The organism is Nonomuraea corallina (genome assembly GCF_027620315.1).
Taxonomy (GTDB): domain Bacteria; phylum Actinomycetota; class Actinomycetes; order Streptosporangiales; family Streptosporangiaceae; genus Nonomuraea; species Nonomuraea corallina.
Genome location: NZ_JAPNNL010000029.1, coordinates 13,497 through 29,019 on the forward strand (window position 1 = coordinate 13,497; position 15,523 = coordinate 29,019).

The window sequence follows — 15,523 nt, forward strand, 5'->3', positions numbered from 1 at the left end:
TACCTGGACGACATCCCATATCCTGACGCCCAGAAGCCGCAGTCGAGATGGGACGAGCATGGAGCCGCAGTTGGTCAAGTCCGCCGAACGGACCGTACGCATCCTGGAGACCCTGGCCGCATCCCCGCACACCCTGACCCTGGCGGAGCTGCAGCAGCGCACCGGATTCCCGCGCAGCAGCCTGCACGCGCTGATGCGCACGCTGGTGGAGCTCAACTGGGTGGAGACCGAAGCCGCGAGATCCGCCTTCGGCATCGGCCCGCACGCGCTGCTGACCGGGACCGCCTACCTGGACAAGGACCCCGCCCTGCCGTTCGCCCAGGCGACGCTGGAGGACCTCCGGGACGAAACCGGACAGACCGCTCACTTCGCTCGCAGGGACGAGGCGCACGTCCTCTACCTGGCCACCCGCGAGTCACGCGCCGCGCACCACATCATCCCCCGGGTCGGCAGACGGCTGCCCGCCCACGTCACCGCGCTCGGCCAGGTGCTCCTCGCCCAGCTCACCGACGACGAGGTCAAGGCCCTGCTCCCGGACCCGCTGCCCGGCCTCACCGAGCACACCATCACCGACCTGGGCAGGCTGACCGGCGAACTGGACCGGGTCCGCACCCGCGGCTGGGCCTACGAGCGCGAGCAGGGCACCGCCGGCGTGGCCTGCGTGGCCGTCACCGTCGACTACCGGATCCCGGCCACGGACGCGATCAGCTGCTCGATGCCCGCCGACCTGCCGCAAGCCCAGATCGAGCGGGTCATCGACGCGGTGATCACCCACACCCGCAAGCTGGGTGCCACTCTCCGCCGGGAGGGCATCCGCTAGAAGGAGGCGTTGATGCGGCTGCAAGGCGTGCTGTTCTTCCCGGTGACCCCGTACGGTCCCGACGGCGACGTGGCCGAGCAGGTGCTCGCCAGGCACGTCGACGCCGGGGTCACGGCGGGAGCGGGCGGGGTGTTCACCGCATGTGGAACAGGTGAGTTCAACGCCCTCAGCCCCGACGACCACACCGCCGCCGTGCGGGCCTCCGTGGCCGCCACGGCCGGGAGAGTGCCGGTCCTCGCGGGCGCGGGCGGCACCCTCCCCCAGGCCAGGGCCCAGGCCGCGGCCGCCGCCGCGCACGGCGCCGACGGGCTGCTCATCATGCCGCCGTACCTGGTCAGCGCCCCACCGGACGGCCTGGTCCGCTACGTGCGCGAGGTCACCGGGGCGGGCGGCCTGCCGGCCATCATCTACCAGCGCAACAACGCCCGCTACTCCCCCGCCGCCGTCGCCGAACTGGCCCGCCTGCCGGAGGTGATCGGGTTCAAGGACGGGCTGGGCGACCTGGACCTGCTCCAGCGCATCATCCTGACCGTGCGCGAGTCGGCCGGGCCGGACTTCACGTTCTTCAACGGCCTGCCGACGGCCGAGCTGACCGTGCCCGCCTACCGAGGGCTGGGGGTGAACCTGTACTCCAGCGCCGCCTTCGCCTTCGCCCCCGAAGTCGCGCTGGCCTTCTACCGGGCGGTCACGTCCGGTGACGAGGACCTGACCCGGAGGCTGCTGACGGGCTTCTACAAGCCGCTGGTGGAGCTGCGCGACCAGGTGCCGGGGTACGCGGTGTCATTGGTCAAGGCGGGGGTACGGCTGCGCGGGCTGGACGTGGGCGGCGTCCGGCCGCCCCTGGTCGACCCTTCGCCGGAACACGTGGCCGCACTGGAGAAGATCATCGCCACCGGCCTCGAACTCGCCGACCCCTGACCCGTACCACCCCGCCCACCATCCGCCGGACCGCGCACCTGCCGCGCCCGGTTTGGGTCCCTCCGATGGTCACGGGAGGGACCCAAACCCGAGTAACGTCACTCACCGTTCGAGCGCCCCGTCCACGCGGCGCGGAATCCCCAGGGGGTTGTCGTCCTTCAGCTCGTCAGGCAGCAGCGCCTCGGGCCAGTCCTGGTAGGCCGTGGGCTCCAGCCAGCGGTCGATGGCCGTGGCGCCGACCGAGGTGGTCGCCGTGGTCGTGGCAGGCCAAGGGCCGCCGTGGTGCATGGCCCAGGTGACGGCCACGCCTGTCGGCCAGCCGTTCCAGATCAGCCGCCCGGCCTTCCGCCCGAGCACGTCGGTCAGCGGCTCGGCCTCGCCGGGGTCGGTGGCGTGCACCGTGGCGGTGAGCGAGCCCTCCAGCCGCTCCAGCACCGGCGGCAGGTCACTGATTTCCCGGTAGGTGACCACGATCGAGGCCGGGCCGAAGCACTCCTCGCCGATGCCGGGCAGCTTCTCGGCGAACGTGTCGAGGTCCGTGGTGAACACCTGGGGCGTCACCGACCAGCCGCCCTCCCCCGGCTTGCCCTCGGCCAGCAACCGGAGCTGCCCGAGCCGGCCCAGCCCGCCCAGGTAGCCGTCGCGGATCCGCTCGGCCAGCATGGGCCCGCCGCTGGTGCCCTCGACGGCCTCGGTCAGCGCCTTGCGCAGTTCGTCGCCCTCGGGCACGAACAGCAGCCCCGGGTTGGTGCAGAACTGTCCCACGCCCTGGGTCAGCGAGGCGGCGAATCCGGTCGCCACCTGCTGCGCCGGCGCCGACGGCAGCACCACGACCGGGTTCACACTGCCCAGCTCACCGAAGAACGGGATCGGCGTCTCACGCTCGTCGATGAGCCGCTGGATCGCCTTGCCGCCCGCGACGGACCCGGTGAACCCGGCCGCGACCACCGCCGGGTGACGCACGAGGTCCGCGCCGGCCTCCACGCCGTGCACCAGCCCCAGCAGGTCAGGGTACGGGAGCGCGTCGCGTACCAGCTTGGCCACCCGCTCGGAGGTGCCGGGATGCCCGGGATGCGCCTTGACCACGACCGGGCAGCCGGCGGCGAGGGCGGAGGCCGTGTCACCGCCCGCCACCGAGAACGCGAACGGGAAGTTGCTGGCCGCGAAGACCGCCACCACGCCGGGCAGCGGCTGCTTCATGCGCCGCACGTCGGGCCGCGGCGGGTCGGCATGGTCGATGATCGCGTCCAGGTAGCCTCCGTCCCTGATCACCCGGGCGAAGAACCTGAACTGGCCGGTGGTGCGGCCCACCTCGCCGCGCAGCCGTACCTCGCCGAGCGCTGTCTCCTGGTCGGCGAGCCGCCACAGCTCGTCGGCGTGCGCGTCGAGCGCGTCCGCGACGGCCTCCAGCGCGGCCGCGCGGTCGTCGGCGGGGGTGGCCCGCCAGGCCTGGCCCGCGGCCGCGGCGGCGGAGACGACCAGGTCCACCCCGGCGCGGTCGGTCTCGGGCACGCCGGCGCCCACGGGCTCGCCGGTCCTGGGGTCGTATCCGTAGATCATCACATGGCCCTTCGGAGTCTTGACACGTTCTCAGCCCGATTCTTACAGTTGCCGCATTCTGTCCACAAACCTGGCGTTTGTTCACATACATGGACGGCGATCACATGATCATCAGGCAGATCCACGTCACTCCTGTCGCCTTCAAGGATCCGCCTCTGCTGAACGCCGCCGGAGTGCACGAGCCCTGGGCGTTGCGCACGATCATCGAGGTGGTCACCGACGAGGGCCTGACCGGTCTCGGCGAGACCTACGGCGACCTGGGACACCTGTCCAAAGTACGCGAGTGCGCGCAGGCTCTGGTCGGCCTGGACGTGCACCACACCAACCAGATGTACGCGCGCGTCGCGGCCACCGTCGGCGACGCCGTCAGCGACCTGCACGGCCTGACCGGCGTGGCCACCAAGGAGAAGAGCGTCGACCGGGTCTACTCCCCGTTCGAGGTGGCCTGCCTCGACATCCGCGGCAAGGCCGCCGGCGTCCCCGTGGTCGACCTGCTCGGCGGCAGGGTCCGCGACGCCGTCCCCTACAGCGCCTACCTCTTCTACAAGTGGGCGGGCCACCCGGGCGGTGAGCCGGACAGGTTCGGCGAGGCGCTCGACCCGGCCGGGGTGGTCGAGCAGGCGTCGCTGTTCATCAAGGAACACGGCTTCACCTCGATCAAGCTCAAGGGCGGCGTGTTCCCGCCCGCCGAGGAGATCGAGGCCGTCAAGGCACTGCACGAGGCGTTCCCAGGCGTGCCGCTGCGCCTCGACCCGAACGCCGCCTGGGCCGTCGACACCTCCATCCGGGTAGGCCGGGAACTGGAGGGCGTACTGGAGTATCTGGAGGACCCCACGCCGGACATCCCCGGCATGGCCCAGGTCGCTGCCCAGGTGCCGATGCCGCTGGCCACCAACATGTGCGTCGTCACCCCCGAGCACCTGCCCGAGGCCATCGCCACCCGCGCCATCGGCGTGCTGCTGCTCGACCACCACTACTGGGGCGGCCTGCAGCGCTCGGCCCAGGTCGCCGCACTCTGCGGGACCTTCGGACTCGAACTTTCCATGCACTCGAACTCCCATCTCGGCATCAGTCTGGCCGCCATGACCCACCTGGCCGCGGCCACCCCCAACCTCACCCACGCCTGCGACACGCACACCCCCTGGCAGGACGGACAGGACGTGGTCGCCCCCGGCGCGCTGCGCTTCGAAGCCGGCGCCGTCCCGGTGCCCACCGGCCCCGGCCTGGGCGTCGAACTCGACCGCGACGCACTGGCCGTCATGCACGAGCAGTACAAAACCTGCGGCTTCACGGCCCGCGACGACACCACGTACATGCGCCGCTTCCAGCCCGGCTTCTCCGCGGCGAGGCCGCGATGGTGAACGTCGCCTACGCCTACCCGTGGGACGTCGTCGGTGACCCCGCCGCCGCCGAGCGCATCGCCGCACTCGGCGTCACCACCGTCGCCCTGGCCGCCTCTTACCACTCCACCCGCGCCGCCACCCCCTTCCACCCCGCGCACCGCGTCCTCGACGTCCCGCACTCCGCCTTCTACCTGCCCGTACGGCCCAAAGCCTGGGGCCGGCTCACCCCCGCCGCCCCCACCTGGACCAGCCCCGACGCATACCTCCTCGCACAGTCGGCCCTGCGCGCGGCCGGCCTGCGCGTGCACGCCTGGACCGTGCTCACCCACAACGCCCACCTCGGCGCCGCCTTCCCTGACCTCCTCGTCCGCAACGCGTTCGGCGACCCGTACCCCTACGCCCTCTGCCCGTCAGCCGCCGACGTCGCCGAGTACTGCGAGCGGCTGGTGCGCGAAGTGCTGGTGGCGGGCGAGCCGGACGGCCTCATCCTGGAGGGCTGCGGCCCCATGGGCTTCGCCCACCAGAGCGTCCACGAGAAGACCGCAGGCGCCGAGTACGACTCCGACCTGATGTCCCTCTGCTTCTGCGCCTCCTGCGCTCCCCTCTACCCCGCCGCCACCCGAACCCGCATCCGCACCGCCCTCGACACCCCCACCGCGGACACGCCTCACCCGATGGACGTCGCCCTCGGCTCTCTGGCGGACGACGTACGGGCCATCCGCGTGGAGCTCGCGGCCTCTCTCCGCCGCCGCCTGATCACGACAGCCCGCCAGATCGCCCCAGGAATCCCCGTCACCCTGCACGCGAACCCCGACCCCTGGGCCACCGGCCCCTTCGCCGCCCTCCCCGTCGGCGAACCGGACGCCGACGTCCTGGTGGGCAACTGCTGGGGGGACCCTGCCACGGACGCCGCCCGCCTCACCCGCCTGGCGGACCTGTGCACCGCCGGCCAACGCGTCGGCGCCTACGTCCTGACCCTGCCTCCACGCCCCGCCGACCCGGCGGCCCAGGCGGAGCTCCTCGCCCTCTACGCCAAGGCCGGCGCCTCGGAGTTCCACCTGTACCACGCCGGCCTGGCCGGCCCTCGCCGGCTGGCCGCCATGAGACAAGCCCTCGAACTGGCCTCGCCATAACCCACTCCCGCACCGCAGCCTCTCCACCCCGCCACTTGGTCGGCACCACCGCACCGTCGCACCGCCGCCCATGGCGGCACCCCCAACACGTCGGCACCGCACCCCATCGGCACCGGTACCCGTCCGCACTGGTACCCCGTCCACACCGGCACCCCGACACGTCGGCACCGCCACATCCGCCCTGTCGGCCCCCGCGTGACGCCCTCTGACAGTTTGTCCTCCAACCTGGTCCGCCCGAGGTGCATGCTGGGCACCATGGGATGGCGCACGCATCCGCAGACCATTCCCCCGAGACCCACCGGCGGCCCCCGCTTTCTGGCAGGCAGCCGACCACCACGGACCCCTCACCAGCTCCGGACCCCGCGGAAAGCACAGGCCTCCGGACCCGGCGGAAAGGCACAGGCGTTGGGCGACATCGAGATCGTCTACACGAAGTACGGCGGCAAGCTGCACTGGCACCACCCCGGCACGCTCCTTGGTGAGGACGAGCACGGCGTCTGGGTCGCGGTGGCCAGCGGGACCATCGCCCGGAAGGGCGATGAACTGACGACCACCTGGCCGAACGACTCCGTGATCCTCTTCCCGCGCTCTGCCTGGTGGACCGCCACCTTCCACGCGCCACCTGACCGGGTCGAGGTGTACGTCGACGTCACCACCGTCCCGGAATGGCGCGACGCCCAGGTCACCATGGTCGATCTCGACCTCGACGTCATCAGGATGCGCGATGGCCGCCTCTTCCTCGATGACGAGGACGAGTTCGCCGAACACCAGTTGACCCTCGGATATCCCAGCTCCGTCATCCGCCAGGCCGGAGAGACGGCCCAGTGGCTCCTCCAGGCCGTAGGCCGTCATCAGGAACCGTTCGGCGGCGCACACGCCCGGTGGCTGACCGCTGATTCCCGACCACATCCGGACACCCCCTCACTTGGCCCTGCCCGTCCTCTTCAGTGATCCCGCCAGACACCGGGGCAGCCCTCGGACAAGTCTCATCCCTCGGCCGAAACCCTTGTCACCGAGCCGCCGTGACCAGCCCACTCTCGTACGCCGCGATCACCAGCTGCGCACGGTCCCGGGCATCCAATTTGGCCAGTAAGCGGCTGATGTGCGTCTTGACCGTGGCCAGACTGAGCTGCAGGTGTCTGGCGATCTCCATGTTGGACAGCCCACGGGCGATCAAGGTCAGCACCTCGCGCTCCCGCCCGGTCACTCCCTTCAGGCCCTGCGTGTGCGGTGCCGCAGGCATCCGCGCGAACTCCTCGATCAGCCGCCGCGTGACCGTCGGAGCCAGCAGCGCCTCACCACGCGCCACCACCCTGATCGCGGCGAGCAGGTCGGCCGGCGGTGTGTCCTTCAGCAGAAACCCGCTCGCCCCGGCCCGCAAGGCGTCGTAGACGTACGCGTCCAGGTCGAACATCGTCACGATCAGGACCCGCGTGTCCTTACCGATGAGCCTGGTCGCCTCGATGCCATCCATGTCCGGCATCCGCACGTCCATGAGCACGACATCGGGCCGCTCCCGCTCCGCGACCGCCACGGCCTCGACCCCGGTTGACGCCTCCCCCACCACCTCCAGGTCGGCCTCGGAGTCCACCAGGACTCTGAAGCTGCCCCTGAGCAGTGTCTGATCGTCGGCGATCACCACCCGGATCATGAATCCCTCCTGTAGGGAAGAGTGGCCGACACCCGGAAGCCCGGCCCGGCCGCCTGGCCCGCCTCGAAGGTCCCGCCGTACATCATGACCCGCTCCCGCATTCCGATCAGCCCGTGACCTGGCCCTCTGTCGGACAGCGCGCGATGACCGGGCCCGTCATCGCCGACCTCGATCCGTACCGTCCGCCCGTCGTCGATCACCGAAACCCGGCAGCGCGCCGGCGCCGCGTGCTTGACCACATTGGTGAGCGCCTCCTGAACGATCCGATAGACGGACAGCTCCACTCCTTCAGGCAGCCAGTCCCCGTCAAGCTCCTGCCTTCCGTCTCCGACCTCCCACCGCCCTTCTCCAGGAACGGCTCCCGGCTCGCCGGTTCCTGAGTCACCGGCGAGACGGCTTTCGGTGTCTCGGTTGCCGAGAACAGAGAGGACTTCCGCACCTCGCGCGCTCGGCAGAGGACCGGCACCTCTCATCCCAGAGACAAGGCGCTCGCTCCCAACCCGCACGTCGAGCTCGACGTTCACCCCCGCTTGGCCGGCCTGCTCGGCCAGATCGGACAAGCCGCGCAGCCCCGGCGCGGGCCCTCGGGCAGGCGTCTCCGACGGGCGCAGCACCCCGAGCAGGTGGCGCATCTCGACCAGTGCATTCCTGCTGGCGTTCTCTATCACCCGCAGAGCGTCGTGGGCCTCCTCCGGGTTCGTGGCCAGCACGTGATTGGCCACTCCCGCCTTGACCGCGATCAGCCCCACGTTGTGCGCCACCACGTCGTGCAGCTCCCGCGCGATGCGTAACCGCTCCTCTGCCACGGCCTGCTCGGCCCGGCGCTCGGCCTGGCGCGCCGTGTACATCCGTCGCTCGCGCACGGCGCGGCCGACCGTCCAGGCACCGCCGAGCGCGGCAATGCCGAACAGCACCTCGTCCATGCCGAGGAGCCACACGGGCCCCGTCGCCTGTGGCACGCCGCCTACGGTGAACAACCCGACCATTGTCAACAGGGCGAGAACCGCGATTGTCATCGTGGGAAGCCAGCTCCCACGGTCCTCCCTCACGGCCACCAGGTAGAGCGCGTAGGCCGGCGACACGTACACGATGCCGAGCGCCCCGCCGAGCACGGCCACGACGGCCAGTGCCACCGTGAAGAGGAAGACCGGCAGTGGCCACACCCTCCTCAGAGCCAGAGGAAGCCCCAGGCCCAGCGGGATGGCGAGCCGGGCCCACGGTGGGATCGCGACCAGGTTGACCGTCGCGGTGAAGGCGACCAGTGAGAAGCTCACCGCGGCTGCCAGATCCAGCGCGATCAGCTGCGGGCGGCTCAGCGGCCCGACGAAGAGGCGGTGGGACTCGTGCACGTGAACGAAGGTAGCCCTCGACCTCGGCCCGTACGTCAGCCCGAGGTCTGACTTTAAGGTTCGGACCGTGGTCCGATGTGGCGAGGCCACGCCGTGCCGCACCCTTAACCGCGTGATCGAGCTCAAGTACCTCACGAAACGCTACGGCGCCACGCTCGCCGTCGACGATCTGTCCTTCACGGTCCGCCCCGGACGCGTCACCGGCTTCCTCGGCCCCAACGGCGCCGGCAAATCGACGACCATGCGCCTGATACTGGGCCTGGCCGCCCCCACCTCGGGTGAGGTGCTGGTCAACGGCAGGCGTTACGCCTCTTTCCCTCGGCCCATGCGCGAGGTCGGCGCCCTGCTCGACGCCAACGCGGTCCACGTCGGCCGCAGCGCCTACAACCATCTTCTCTGCCTGGCGCGCACCAACGGCATCGGGCCTCGCCGCGTGACGGCGGTCCTGCACCACGTCGGCCTGTCCGACGTCGCGCGGAAGAACGTGGGCGGTTTCTCGCTCGGCATGAAGCAGCGGCTCGGCATCGCCGCGGCCCTGCTCGGCGACCCCGGAGTGCTGATCTTCGATGAGCCGGTCAACGGGCTCGACCCCGACGGGATCCGGTGGATCCGTGACCTGATGCGTTCGCTGGCCGCGCAGGGTAGGACGATTCTGCTCTCCAGCCATCTGATGAGCGAGATGGCGCTGACCGCCGACAGCATCGTCATGTTGGGCAGGGGCAAGCTCGTCGCGGAGGCCACGATCGAGGAGCTCACCGCTCGCTACCCGTCGTTGGAAGACGCCTACCTCGCGCTCACCGCGAGCAGCGTCCAATACGGAGCAGGCGGCCCCGGCCGATGACTTCCCTGCGTCCTGTTTTCCCTGACCGGTGAAGGCGCTCCCCCGCTGTTCGCCTGTGGCCGACGCTCCTGACCATCCACTGGAGTAAACCGATGACTGTTCTGCGCTCGGAGTGGCTCAAGATCCACTCTGTACGTTCCTATCGACTTGCCATCGCCGTGGCCTTCGGCGGGATCCTGCTCGGTCTGGGCCTCGCGCAGATGGCGGCGGAGATGTACGAGAGCGCGTCTCCCGCTCAGCAGGCCAGGGCGAGCCTGGCCGAGCTGGAGGAGGTCGTGCTGATGGTTCCTCAGCTCAGTCTCGGCATCCTGGGCGTGCTGGTCATGACGTCCGAATACACGACCGGCCTGATCAGGACCAGCCTGACCGTGGTCCCCCGACGTTGGCCGATGCTGGCGGGCAAAGCGGCCGTCGTCGGCGTGATCGGGCTGGTGACGGGACCGGCCGTCGTGTTCGGCACCCACGTCACGTGCCGATGGGTCATCGGCGATCGGTTCTCAGGGCTCTACCAGACCGCGTTCGCCGACAAGCTTCCCCTGCTCGTCGCGCTCAGTCTGACCGTGCCGGCGTTCGCGCTGCTCGGGCTGGGCATGGGAGCGATCCTACGCTCGGCGGCGGGCGCCATCGCGCTGCTCGTAGGGCTCCTCTACGTGATCCCAATGATCGTGGACAAGTTCCCCTCTCCATGGAGCGAGTGGCTCGGCTCGGTCATGTTCGGCGCCCTTCCCCGCCAGATCAGCGGCGATCTGACCACCCCGGGTGTCTACGGCACCTCGCTGCCGCCGCCTGTGGCTGCCGGCCTGCTGGCCTGTTATGCGGTGCTGCCCGTCCTCGCGGGAGCGTGGCTGCTGCGGCGGAGGGATGCCTGACATGACTCTTCAGCCCTGTACAAGCCCATTGCTTGCGTATCCATCCTCTACGAGACCGCCCCGTATGACTCCATCCCGTACGAGCCCACCTTGTGCGTGCCCGTCCCGTACGTACAGGTCTCGTACGCGGGAGGCCGGTGCGCCAGTTGAGTCATCCGCCGCCGAGGCAACTCTTGTCAGGCGCTCCCCTGCTGATCAGGCGAGGCGCGGTTCGCACTCGGCTCCGCCGGTACGGCAGGTTGGTGTGCCTGCCGTACCGGTGTGGGGGTCAGACCTCGACCACCACAGGGATGATCATCGGGCGTCGGCGGTAGGTGTCGCTCACCCAGCGCCCCACCGTGCGGCGCACCACACGGCGGATCTCCTGCATGTCGACCACTCCGTCGGCGGCCTTTTCCTCGAGCGCCTTCTCGATCTGCGGGATGAACTGCTCGAACTGCCCCGGATCGATACCCGAGCCGCGCGCGTGGATCTCCGGTCCGGCCGTGAGCTTGCCCGTGCTCGAGTCGACCACGATGACCACGGAGATGAATCCCTCGTCGCCCAGGATCCTGCGGTCCTTCAGCGACACGTCCGTGATCTCACCGACCGAGGAGCCGTCCACGTACACGTAACCGGCGTGCACCGCGCCGACGATCCTGGCACGGCCGTCGACGAGGTCGACGACGACCCCGTCCTCGGCGATCACGATGTGGTCCTCCGGCACGCCGGTGAGCGCGGCCAGCTTGGCGTGCGCCCGCAGGTGACGCCACTCTCCGTGCACCGGCATGAAGTTGGAAGGCCGGGTCAGGTTCAGCACGTAGAGCAGCTCGCCGGCGGCCGCGTGGCCGGAAACGTGCACCTTGGCGTTGCCCTTGTGCACGACCCGGGCGCCCCACCGGGAGAGTCCGTTGATGACCTTGTTGACCGCGGTCTCATTCCCCGGCACCAGCGACGAGGCGAGCAGAACCGTGTCGCCCTCCGTGATGCGGATGGGGTGATCGCGGTTGGCCATCCTCGACAGGGCGGCCATCGGCTCACCCTGCGAGCCGGTGCAGATCAGCACCACGTCCTGCGGCGGCCATTGCTCGATGTCACGAGAGTCGACGACGAGGTCCGGCGGCACCTTGAGGTAGCCCAGGTCGCGGGCCACCCCCATGTTCCGCACCATCGAGCGGCCGACGAGCGCGACCTTGCGGCCGTGCCTGGCAGCCGCGTCGATGACCTGCTGGATGCGGTGAACGTGCGAGGCGAAGCTCGCCACGATCACCCGCTGCTCAGAGGTACGGATGACCTCGTCGATGACCGGGCCGATCTCCCGCTCACTCGTGACGAATCCCGGCACTTCGGCATTCGTCGAGTCGGACATCAGCAGGTCGACGCCCTCGCTGCCGAGCCGGGCGAACCCGCCCAGGTCGGTGAGCCGGCCGTCGCTCGGCAACTGGTCCATACGGAAGTCGCCGGTGTGGAGCACTATCCCGGCGGGCGTCCTGATCGCGACCGCCAGAGCGTCGGGGATGGAGTGGTTGACCGCAAGGAACTCGCAGTCGAACGGCCCGAAGGCGCGCCGCTCACCCTCCACCACCTGGTTCTTCACCGGCTGGATCCGGTGTTCGGTGAGCTTCGCTTCGATCAGCGCCAGCGTCAGCTTGGAGCCGATGAGAGGGATGTCCCGCCGCTCGCGCAGCAGGTAGGGCACGGCCCCGATATGGTCCTCGTGGGCGTGCGTCAGGACGATCGCCTCGACTTGGTCGAGCCGGTTCCTGATGTATTCGAAGTCGGGCAGGATGAGGTCGACACCCGGCTGTTCCGGCTCGGGGAAGAGCACCCCGCAGTCGACGATCAGCAGGCGGCCGTCGTATTCGAAGACCGCCATGTTTCTGCCGATCTCACCCAGCCCGCCCAGCGCAACGATGCGCAAGCCGCCTTCAGGCAGCGCAGGAGGGGGGCCAAGATCAGGATGCGGATGGCTCATGCCCGACCCCCATGGTCAAATCGCGTTCTCAAAACTCGCAGTTCCTCCCCGTATCTAGTGATCCGTCAACTTCACCCCGCCGGCCACCATGCAAGTACGCAGCTCGGCGATTTGCTTTTCCGTCGCAGGCACCAAGGGCAGGCGCACGGGCCCGGCTTCCACACCCACCATGCTCAGTGCGGCCTTCGCCATGATTGCGCCGCCCGCGCTCATCATGATCCCCTCGACCACGGGGGCCACCTGCCGGTGGATCTCGCGGGCCTGCTCGACGTCGCCGTTGCGATGGAGCTGGATCATGCGGGCGAGCCTGGCACCCACCACGTGGCCGATCACGCTGACGAACCCGGCCGCGCCCAGCGAAAGCCAGGCGAGATTGAGCAGGTCGTCACCGGAGTAGAACGCGAGATCGGTGGCGGTCATCACCTGGCTGCCGCCGAAGAGGTCACCTTTGGCGTCCTTGACGGCGACGATGCGGTCGTGCTGGGCCAGCCGGATCAACGTCGGGGTCTTGATCGGCACACCGCTGCGCCCCGGAATGTCGTACAGCATGACCGGAAGCTCCGTGGCGTCGGCCACCGCGGTGAAGTGCCGGTACAGCCCTTCCTGAGGGGGCTTGCTGTAGTACGGAGTCACCACGAGGAGGCCGTGAGCGCCTTCGCGCGCCGCCTGCCGCGCGAGCTCGACGCTGTGTCGGGTGTCATTGGTGCCGGCCCCGGCCACCACGGTCGCCCGGTCGCCGACGGCCTCCAGGACCGTGCTGAGCAGGTGGGCCTTCTCCTGGTCGGAGGTGGTGGGGGATTCGCCGGTCGTTCCGCTGACGATCAGTCCGTCGTTGTGCTGCTCGTCCACCAGATAGGTGGCGAGCCGCCGCGCCGCCTGATAGTCGACCTCGCCGTCAGAGGTGAACGGCGTGACCATGGCGGTCAGCATGCGGCCGAAGGGGGCGTCGGTGGTTCCTGTTGGCGATGCCATAGTGCGAACGCTACCCGGATTCCGAAATCCCATGGACGCCGCCACCCGGTTTTGCCTGCCTGCAGCCGCCTTTTGTCACACCGGTCCTCCGACATCCCATACAGATCAGGCATCTCACGCCCCGGCGCCACCACATCCGTACCCAGACCTCGGCGGTTTCAGCCGCCAGGGCGGCCGAAACCGCGCCTGCCCAGTATGGTCCGGAAAGCGTGGACTGATCTGGAAGGCGGGATCTGGAGGGGGTTCACCCGACGAACGGGGCGCATCGACCCGAGACACACCTGGCCCGATCATGACCGATGGATGGTGCATCCGTCACCCGCGCTTGACCATCTGCCGCTGCCCGTGATCAAGAGTTCTCGGGGAGTCAGCGATCGATGCCGGCGCAAAGGGCGCCCCGGCAGAAGCCGACGATCAATGGACCCATCCTCCGCAGGACACTCTCGACACGGGCGGCGCGCCCGGAAAGGTCCCGGTCAGCCCTTGTCCACGACCGCTCCAGCCTGGAGAAAGACCTTGGGACGACTCATCGAAGATGGACGGCCATGGTCACATAGGTAGAGGCCGCCGATATGTGCTCGGGGGTACACACATCGACGACCTCTACCGGAGAATCGGCACCCCTTACACCGGCGTTACAGGGTTTCTCCGATAATTTTCCGCTACCGCGAAGTTGGGGCCCCAACAGTCATCGATGACGGACGGTCACCTGCCGAATACGGCAACATGGGGGGACGACTCACACAAACCCTCAGGGATGGACAGTGGCCACCTCAGATCGCGTCTACCTGCGTGTCGTCGAAGACCTCCGGCGGCAGATCCTTGACGGCACCCTTGGACCCGGCGCGGTCATCCCGTCGCGGGCGCAGCTGACCCGCAAGTACCGGGTCGGCGAGACCGCCGCCCGTCACGCTCTCCGGGCGCTGGTCAGCGAAGGTCTCATCATCGGCCGTATCGGTTCGGGCCACTACGTACGCGAGGCGTCCAGGCTCATCCCCTTGCACCGGTGGCGGTTCCTCGACCATGCCACCCCCTTCGCGACCGATCTGCAGTCCCAGGGCAGGCACGTGACCTGGGACTGGCACAGCGAACCCGCCACCGCGGGCTCCGACCTCGCCAGGCGGCTGGGGGTCGCCGCATCGGCGACTGTGACGAGGACTCACTACGTGTTCCGCGGCGACGGCCGACCGCTGCAGCTTGCGACGGCGTACGAACCACTGGGGTTCGCACCGCACGCAGGGGCGGAGCGGACCAGTCTGGTCGCGCGGATGTACGCACACGGCGTGAAGATCACCGAAGTCGTGGAGAGCCTGCACACCCGGGAGCCCGAGCCCAGCGAAAGAGAAGCCCTGGAACTGCCTGCCGGCGTGCACGTCCTCCACGTCGAGCGCACCCACTGGGCCGGCGACCGGCCGGTGGAGACAAGTGACATCATCGTGCCGGGCGACCGCTTCCGCATGGTCTACAGCATCCCCCTCTGAATCCCCTCTGACAGCGGCACCAGCCCCCGTACCACAACGTCCGGCTCCGGCCGGGAGACGTACGAAGGAGTTCGCGTACGGAGTCGCCGCGAACCCATGCACGACACGTCGCCCGAACCTTCCCCCTCGCGCCGCCGTGCGCGCACGCCTCGCTGCGCGGACACCACCGCGCGCGGCGGATCGCACGCGGGGCGGCCGGTTGGCGACGCCACGCGTGGGCATCGCCGGACTCGTCGACGACTGCTGTCACGTACTCCGGGGACCCGGCCGAGCGACGACTCCAGCCGCCCCGCGCCCGCCCTTGGCGAAGGGCGGTGCGTCACCTCACTTCACCCCGCCGACCCCGTCCGGCAGTCGGAGGTACAGGGCCTCGCATCACCCCGTCGGCCCTGTCCGACAGGTGCGAGGGCGGGCCGACCTTTTCCGGGATGCGCGGGATTCGTCACCTCGCATCACCATGCCGGTCATGTCCGGCGGGCGCGAGAGCCACCGCGTGCGGCGAGTGATCGTCACATCGCCCTCTCGGCCATCCGCGAAAGGTGTTTTCGCGGGCGTGCCGGACATCTTGCTCGGTCGCGGAAGCGCAGGTCAGAGGTTGTCGGTGGGCGTTGATACAACCGTTGCGGAGGTGG

Annotated in this window: 12 protein-coding genes and 1 pseudogene; 8 read left to right on the plus strand and 5 right to left on the minus strand. The window is 69.5% G+C overall.

The features are described 5' to 3' along the window. Positions 1 to 58: 58 nt before the first annotated feature. Positions 59 to 820, plus strand: a complete 762-nt coding sequence (locus OUY22_RS10420; RefSeq protein ID WP_270154637.1) for an IclR family transcriptional regulator — start codon at positions 59 to 61, stop codon at positions 818 to 820. 12 nt (positions 821 to 832) lie between these two features. Further along, positions 833 to 1,738, plus strand: coding sequence for a 5-dehydro-4-deoxyglucarate dehydratase (locus tag OUY22_RS10425; RefSeq protein WP_270154639.1), 906 nt, complete (start codon positions 833 to 835; stop codon positions 1,736 to 1,738). 102 nt (positions 1,739 to 1,840) lie between these two features. Here the strand turns inward: OUY22_RS10425 and OUY22_RS10430 are convergent, their stop codons facing one another. Then, on the minus strand, positions 1,841 to 3,298 hold the full coding sequence (locus OUY22_RS10430; protein WP_270154640.1) for an aldehyde dehydrogenase family protein: 1,458 nt from the start codon (positions 3,296 to 3,298) through the stop codon (positions 1,841 to 1,843). Positions 3,299 to 3,387: 89 nt separating this feature from the next. Between OUY22_RS10430 and OUY22_RS10435 the strand changes: the two genes are divergently transcribed. The 3 genes from OUY22_RS10435 (at position 3,388) to OUY22_RS10445 (ending at position 6,725) form a co-directional block, all read left to right on the plus strand. Next, complete coding sequence (locus OUY22_RS10435; protein ID WP_270154641.1) at positions 3,388 to 4,659, plus strand: glucarate dehydratase family protein; 1,272 nt, start codon at positions 3,388 to 3,390, stop codon at positions 4,657 to 4,659. Next, a complete protein-coding gene (locus OUY22_RS10440; protein WP_270154642.1) occupies positions 4,653 to 5,774 on the plus strand; it encodes a hypothetical protein in 1,122 nt (373 codons plus the stop codon). The genes OUY22_RS10435 and OUY22_RS10440 overlap by 7 nt, the downstream gene beginning before the upstream one ends. A 405-nt stretch (positions 5,775 to 6,179) precedes the next feature. After that, positions 6,180 to 6,725 (plus strand): DUF402 domain-containing protein, encoded by a 546-nt coding sequence (locus OUY22_RS10445; protein WP_270154643.1) that lies wholly within the window; start codon positions 6,180 to 6,182, stop codon positions 6,723 to 6,725. Between the two features lie 58 nt (positions 6,726 to 6,783). On the opposite strand, the gene OUY22_RS10450 is transcribed toward OUY22_RS10445, so the two are convergent. Both OUY22_RS10450 and OUY22_RS10455 read right to left on the minus strand, forming a co-directional pair. Then, the gene (locus tag OUY22_RS10450) at positions 6,784 to 7,425 is read right to left on the minus strand and encodes a response regulator (RefSeq protein WP_270154644.1); all 642 of its coding nucleotides are present in this window, start codon (positions 7,423 to 7,425) and stop codon (positions 6,784 to 6,786) included. After that, positions 7,422 to 8,774, minus strand: coding sequence for a sensor histidine kinase (locus tag OUY22_RS10455; protein WP_270154645.1), 1,353 nt, complete (start codon positions 8,772 to 8,774; stop codon positions 7,422 to 7,424). Before OUY22_RS10455 ends, OUY22_RS10450 begins: the two co-directional genes overlap by 4 nt. Before the next feature lie 112 nt (positions 8,775 to 8,886). Here OUY22_RS10455 and OUY22_RS10460 point away from each other — a divergent pair. Further along, a pseudogene (locus OUY22_RS10460) lies at positions 8,887 to 9,609 on the plus strand (ABC transporter ATP-binding protein); the annotation flags it as partial. A 98-nt stretch (positions 9,610 to 9,707) separates the two neighbouring features. Then, positions 9,708 to 10,484, plus strand: coding sequence for an ABC-2 transporter permease (locus OUY22_RS10465; protein ID WP_270154647.1), 777 nt, complete (start codon positions 9,708 to 9,710; stop codon positions 10,482 to 10,484). Between the two features lie 268 nt (positions 10,485 to 10,752). On the opposite strand, the gene OUY22_RS10470 is transcribed toward OUY22_RS10465, so the two are convergent. Beyond that, entirely contained in the window at positions 10,753 to 12,438 is a 1,686-nt protein-coding gene (locus OUY22_RS10470; RefSeq protein WP_270154648.1) for a ribonuclease J, read from the minus strand. A 54-nt stretch (positions 12,439 to 12,492) separates the two neighbouring features. Then, positions 12,493 to 13,410 (minus strand): 4-hydroxy-tetrahydrodipicolinate synthase, encoded by a 918-nt coding sequence (gene dapA / locus OUY22_RS10475; protein WP_270154649.1) that lies wholly within the window; start codon positions 13,408 to 13,410, stop codon positions 12,493 to 12,495. Positions 13,411 to 14,174: 764 nt separating this feature from the next. On the opposite strand from dapA, the gene OUY22_RS10480 reads away from it, so the two are divergent. Further along, complete coding sequence (locus tag OUY22_RS10480) at positions 14,175 to 14,891, plus strand: GntR family transcriptional regulator (RefSeq protein WP_270154650.1); 717 nt, start codon at positions 14,175 to 14,177, stop codon at positions 14,889 to 14,891. Positions 14,892 to 15,523 lie beyond the last annotated feature (632 nt).

Bases quoted from the DNA above. Each gene is read 5' to 3' on its own strand.
- OUY22_RS10430 (WP_270154640.1), bottom strand. From the start codon at position 3,298: ATGATCTACGGATACGACCCCAGGACCGGCGAGCCCGTGGGCGCCGGC.
- OUY22_RS10465 (WP_270154647.1), top strand. From the start codon at position 9,708: ATGACTGTTCTGCGCTCGGAGTGGCTCAAGATCCACTCTGTACGTTCC.
- OUY22_RS10420 (WP_270154637.1), top strand. From the start codon at position 59: ATGGAGCCGCAGTTGGTCAAGTCCGCCGAACGGACCGTACGCATCCTG.
- OUY22_RS10435 (WP_270154641.1), top strand. From the start codon at position 3,388: ATGGACGGCGATCACATGATCATCAGGCAGATCCACGTCACTCCTGTC.
- OUY22_RS10470 (WP_270154648.1), bottom strand. From the start codon at position 12,438: ATGAGCCATCCGCATCCTGATCTTGGCCCCCCTCCTGCGCTGCCTGAA.
- OUY22_RS10425 (WP_270154639.1), top strand. From the start codon at position 833: ATGCGGCTGCAAGGCGTGCTGTTCTTCCCGGTGACCCCGTACGGTCCC.
- OUY22_RS10440 (WP_270154642.1), top strand. From the start codon at position 4,653: ATGGTGAACGTCGCCTACGCCTACCCGTGGGACGTCGTCGGTGACCCC.
- OUY22_RS10450 (WP_270154644.1), bottom strand. From the start codon at position 7,425: ATGATCCGGGTGGTGATCGCCGACGATCAGACACTGCTCAGGGGCAGC.
- dapA (WP_270154649.1), bottom strand. From the start codon at position 13,410: ATGGCATCGCCAACAGGAACCACCGACGCCCCCTTCGGCCGCATGCTG.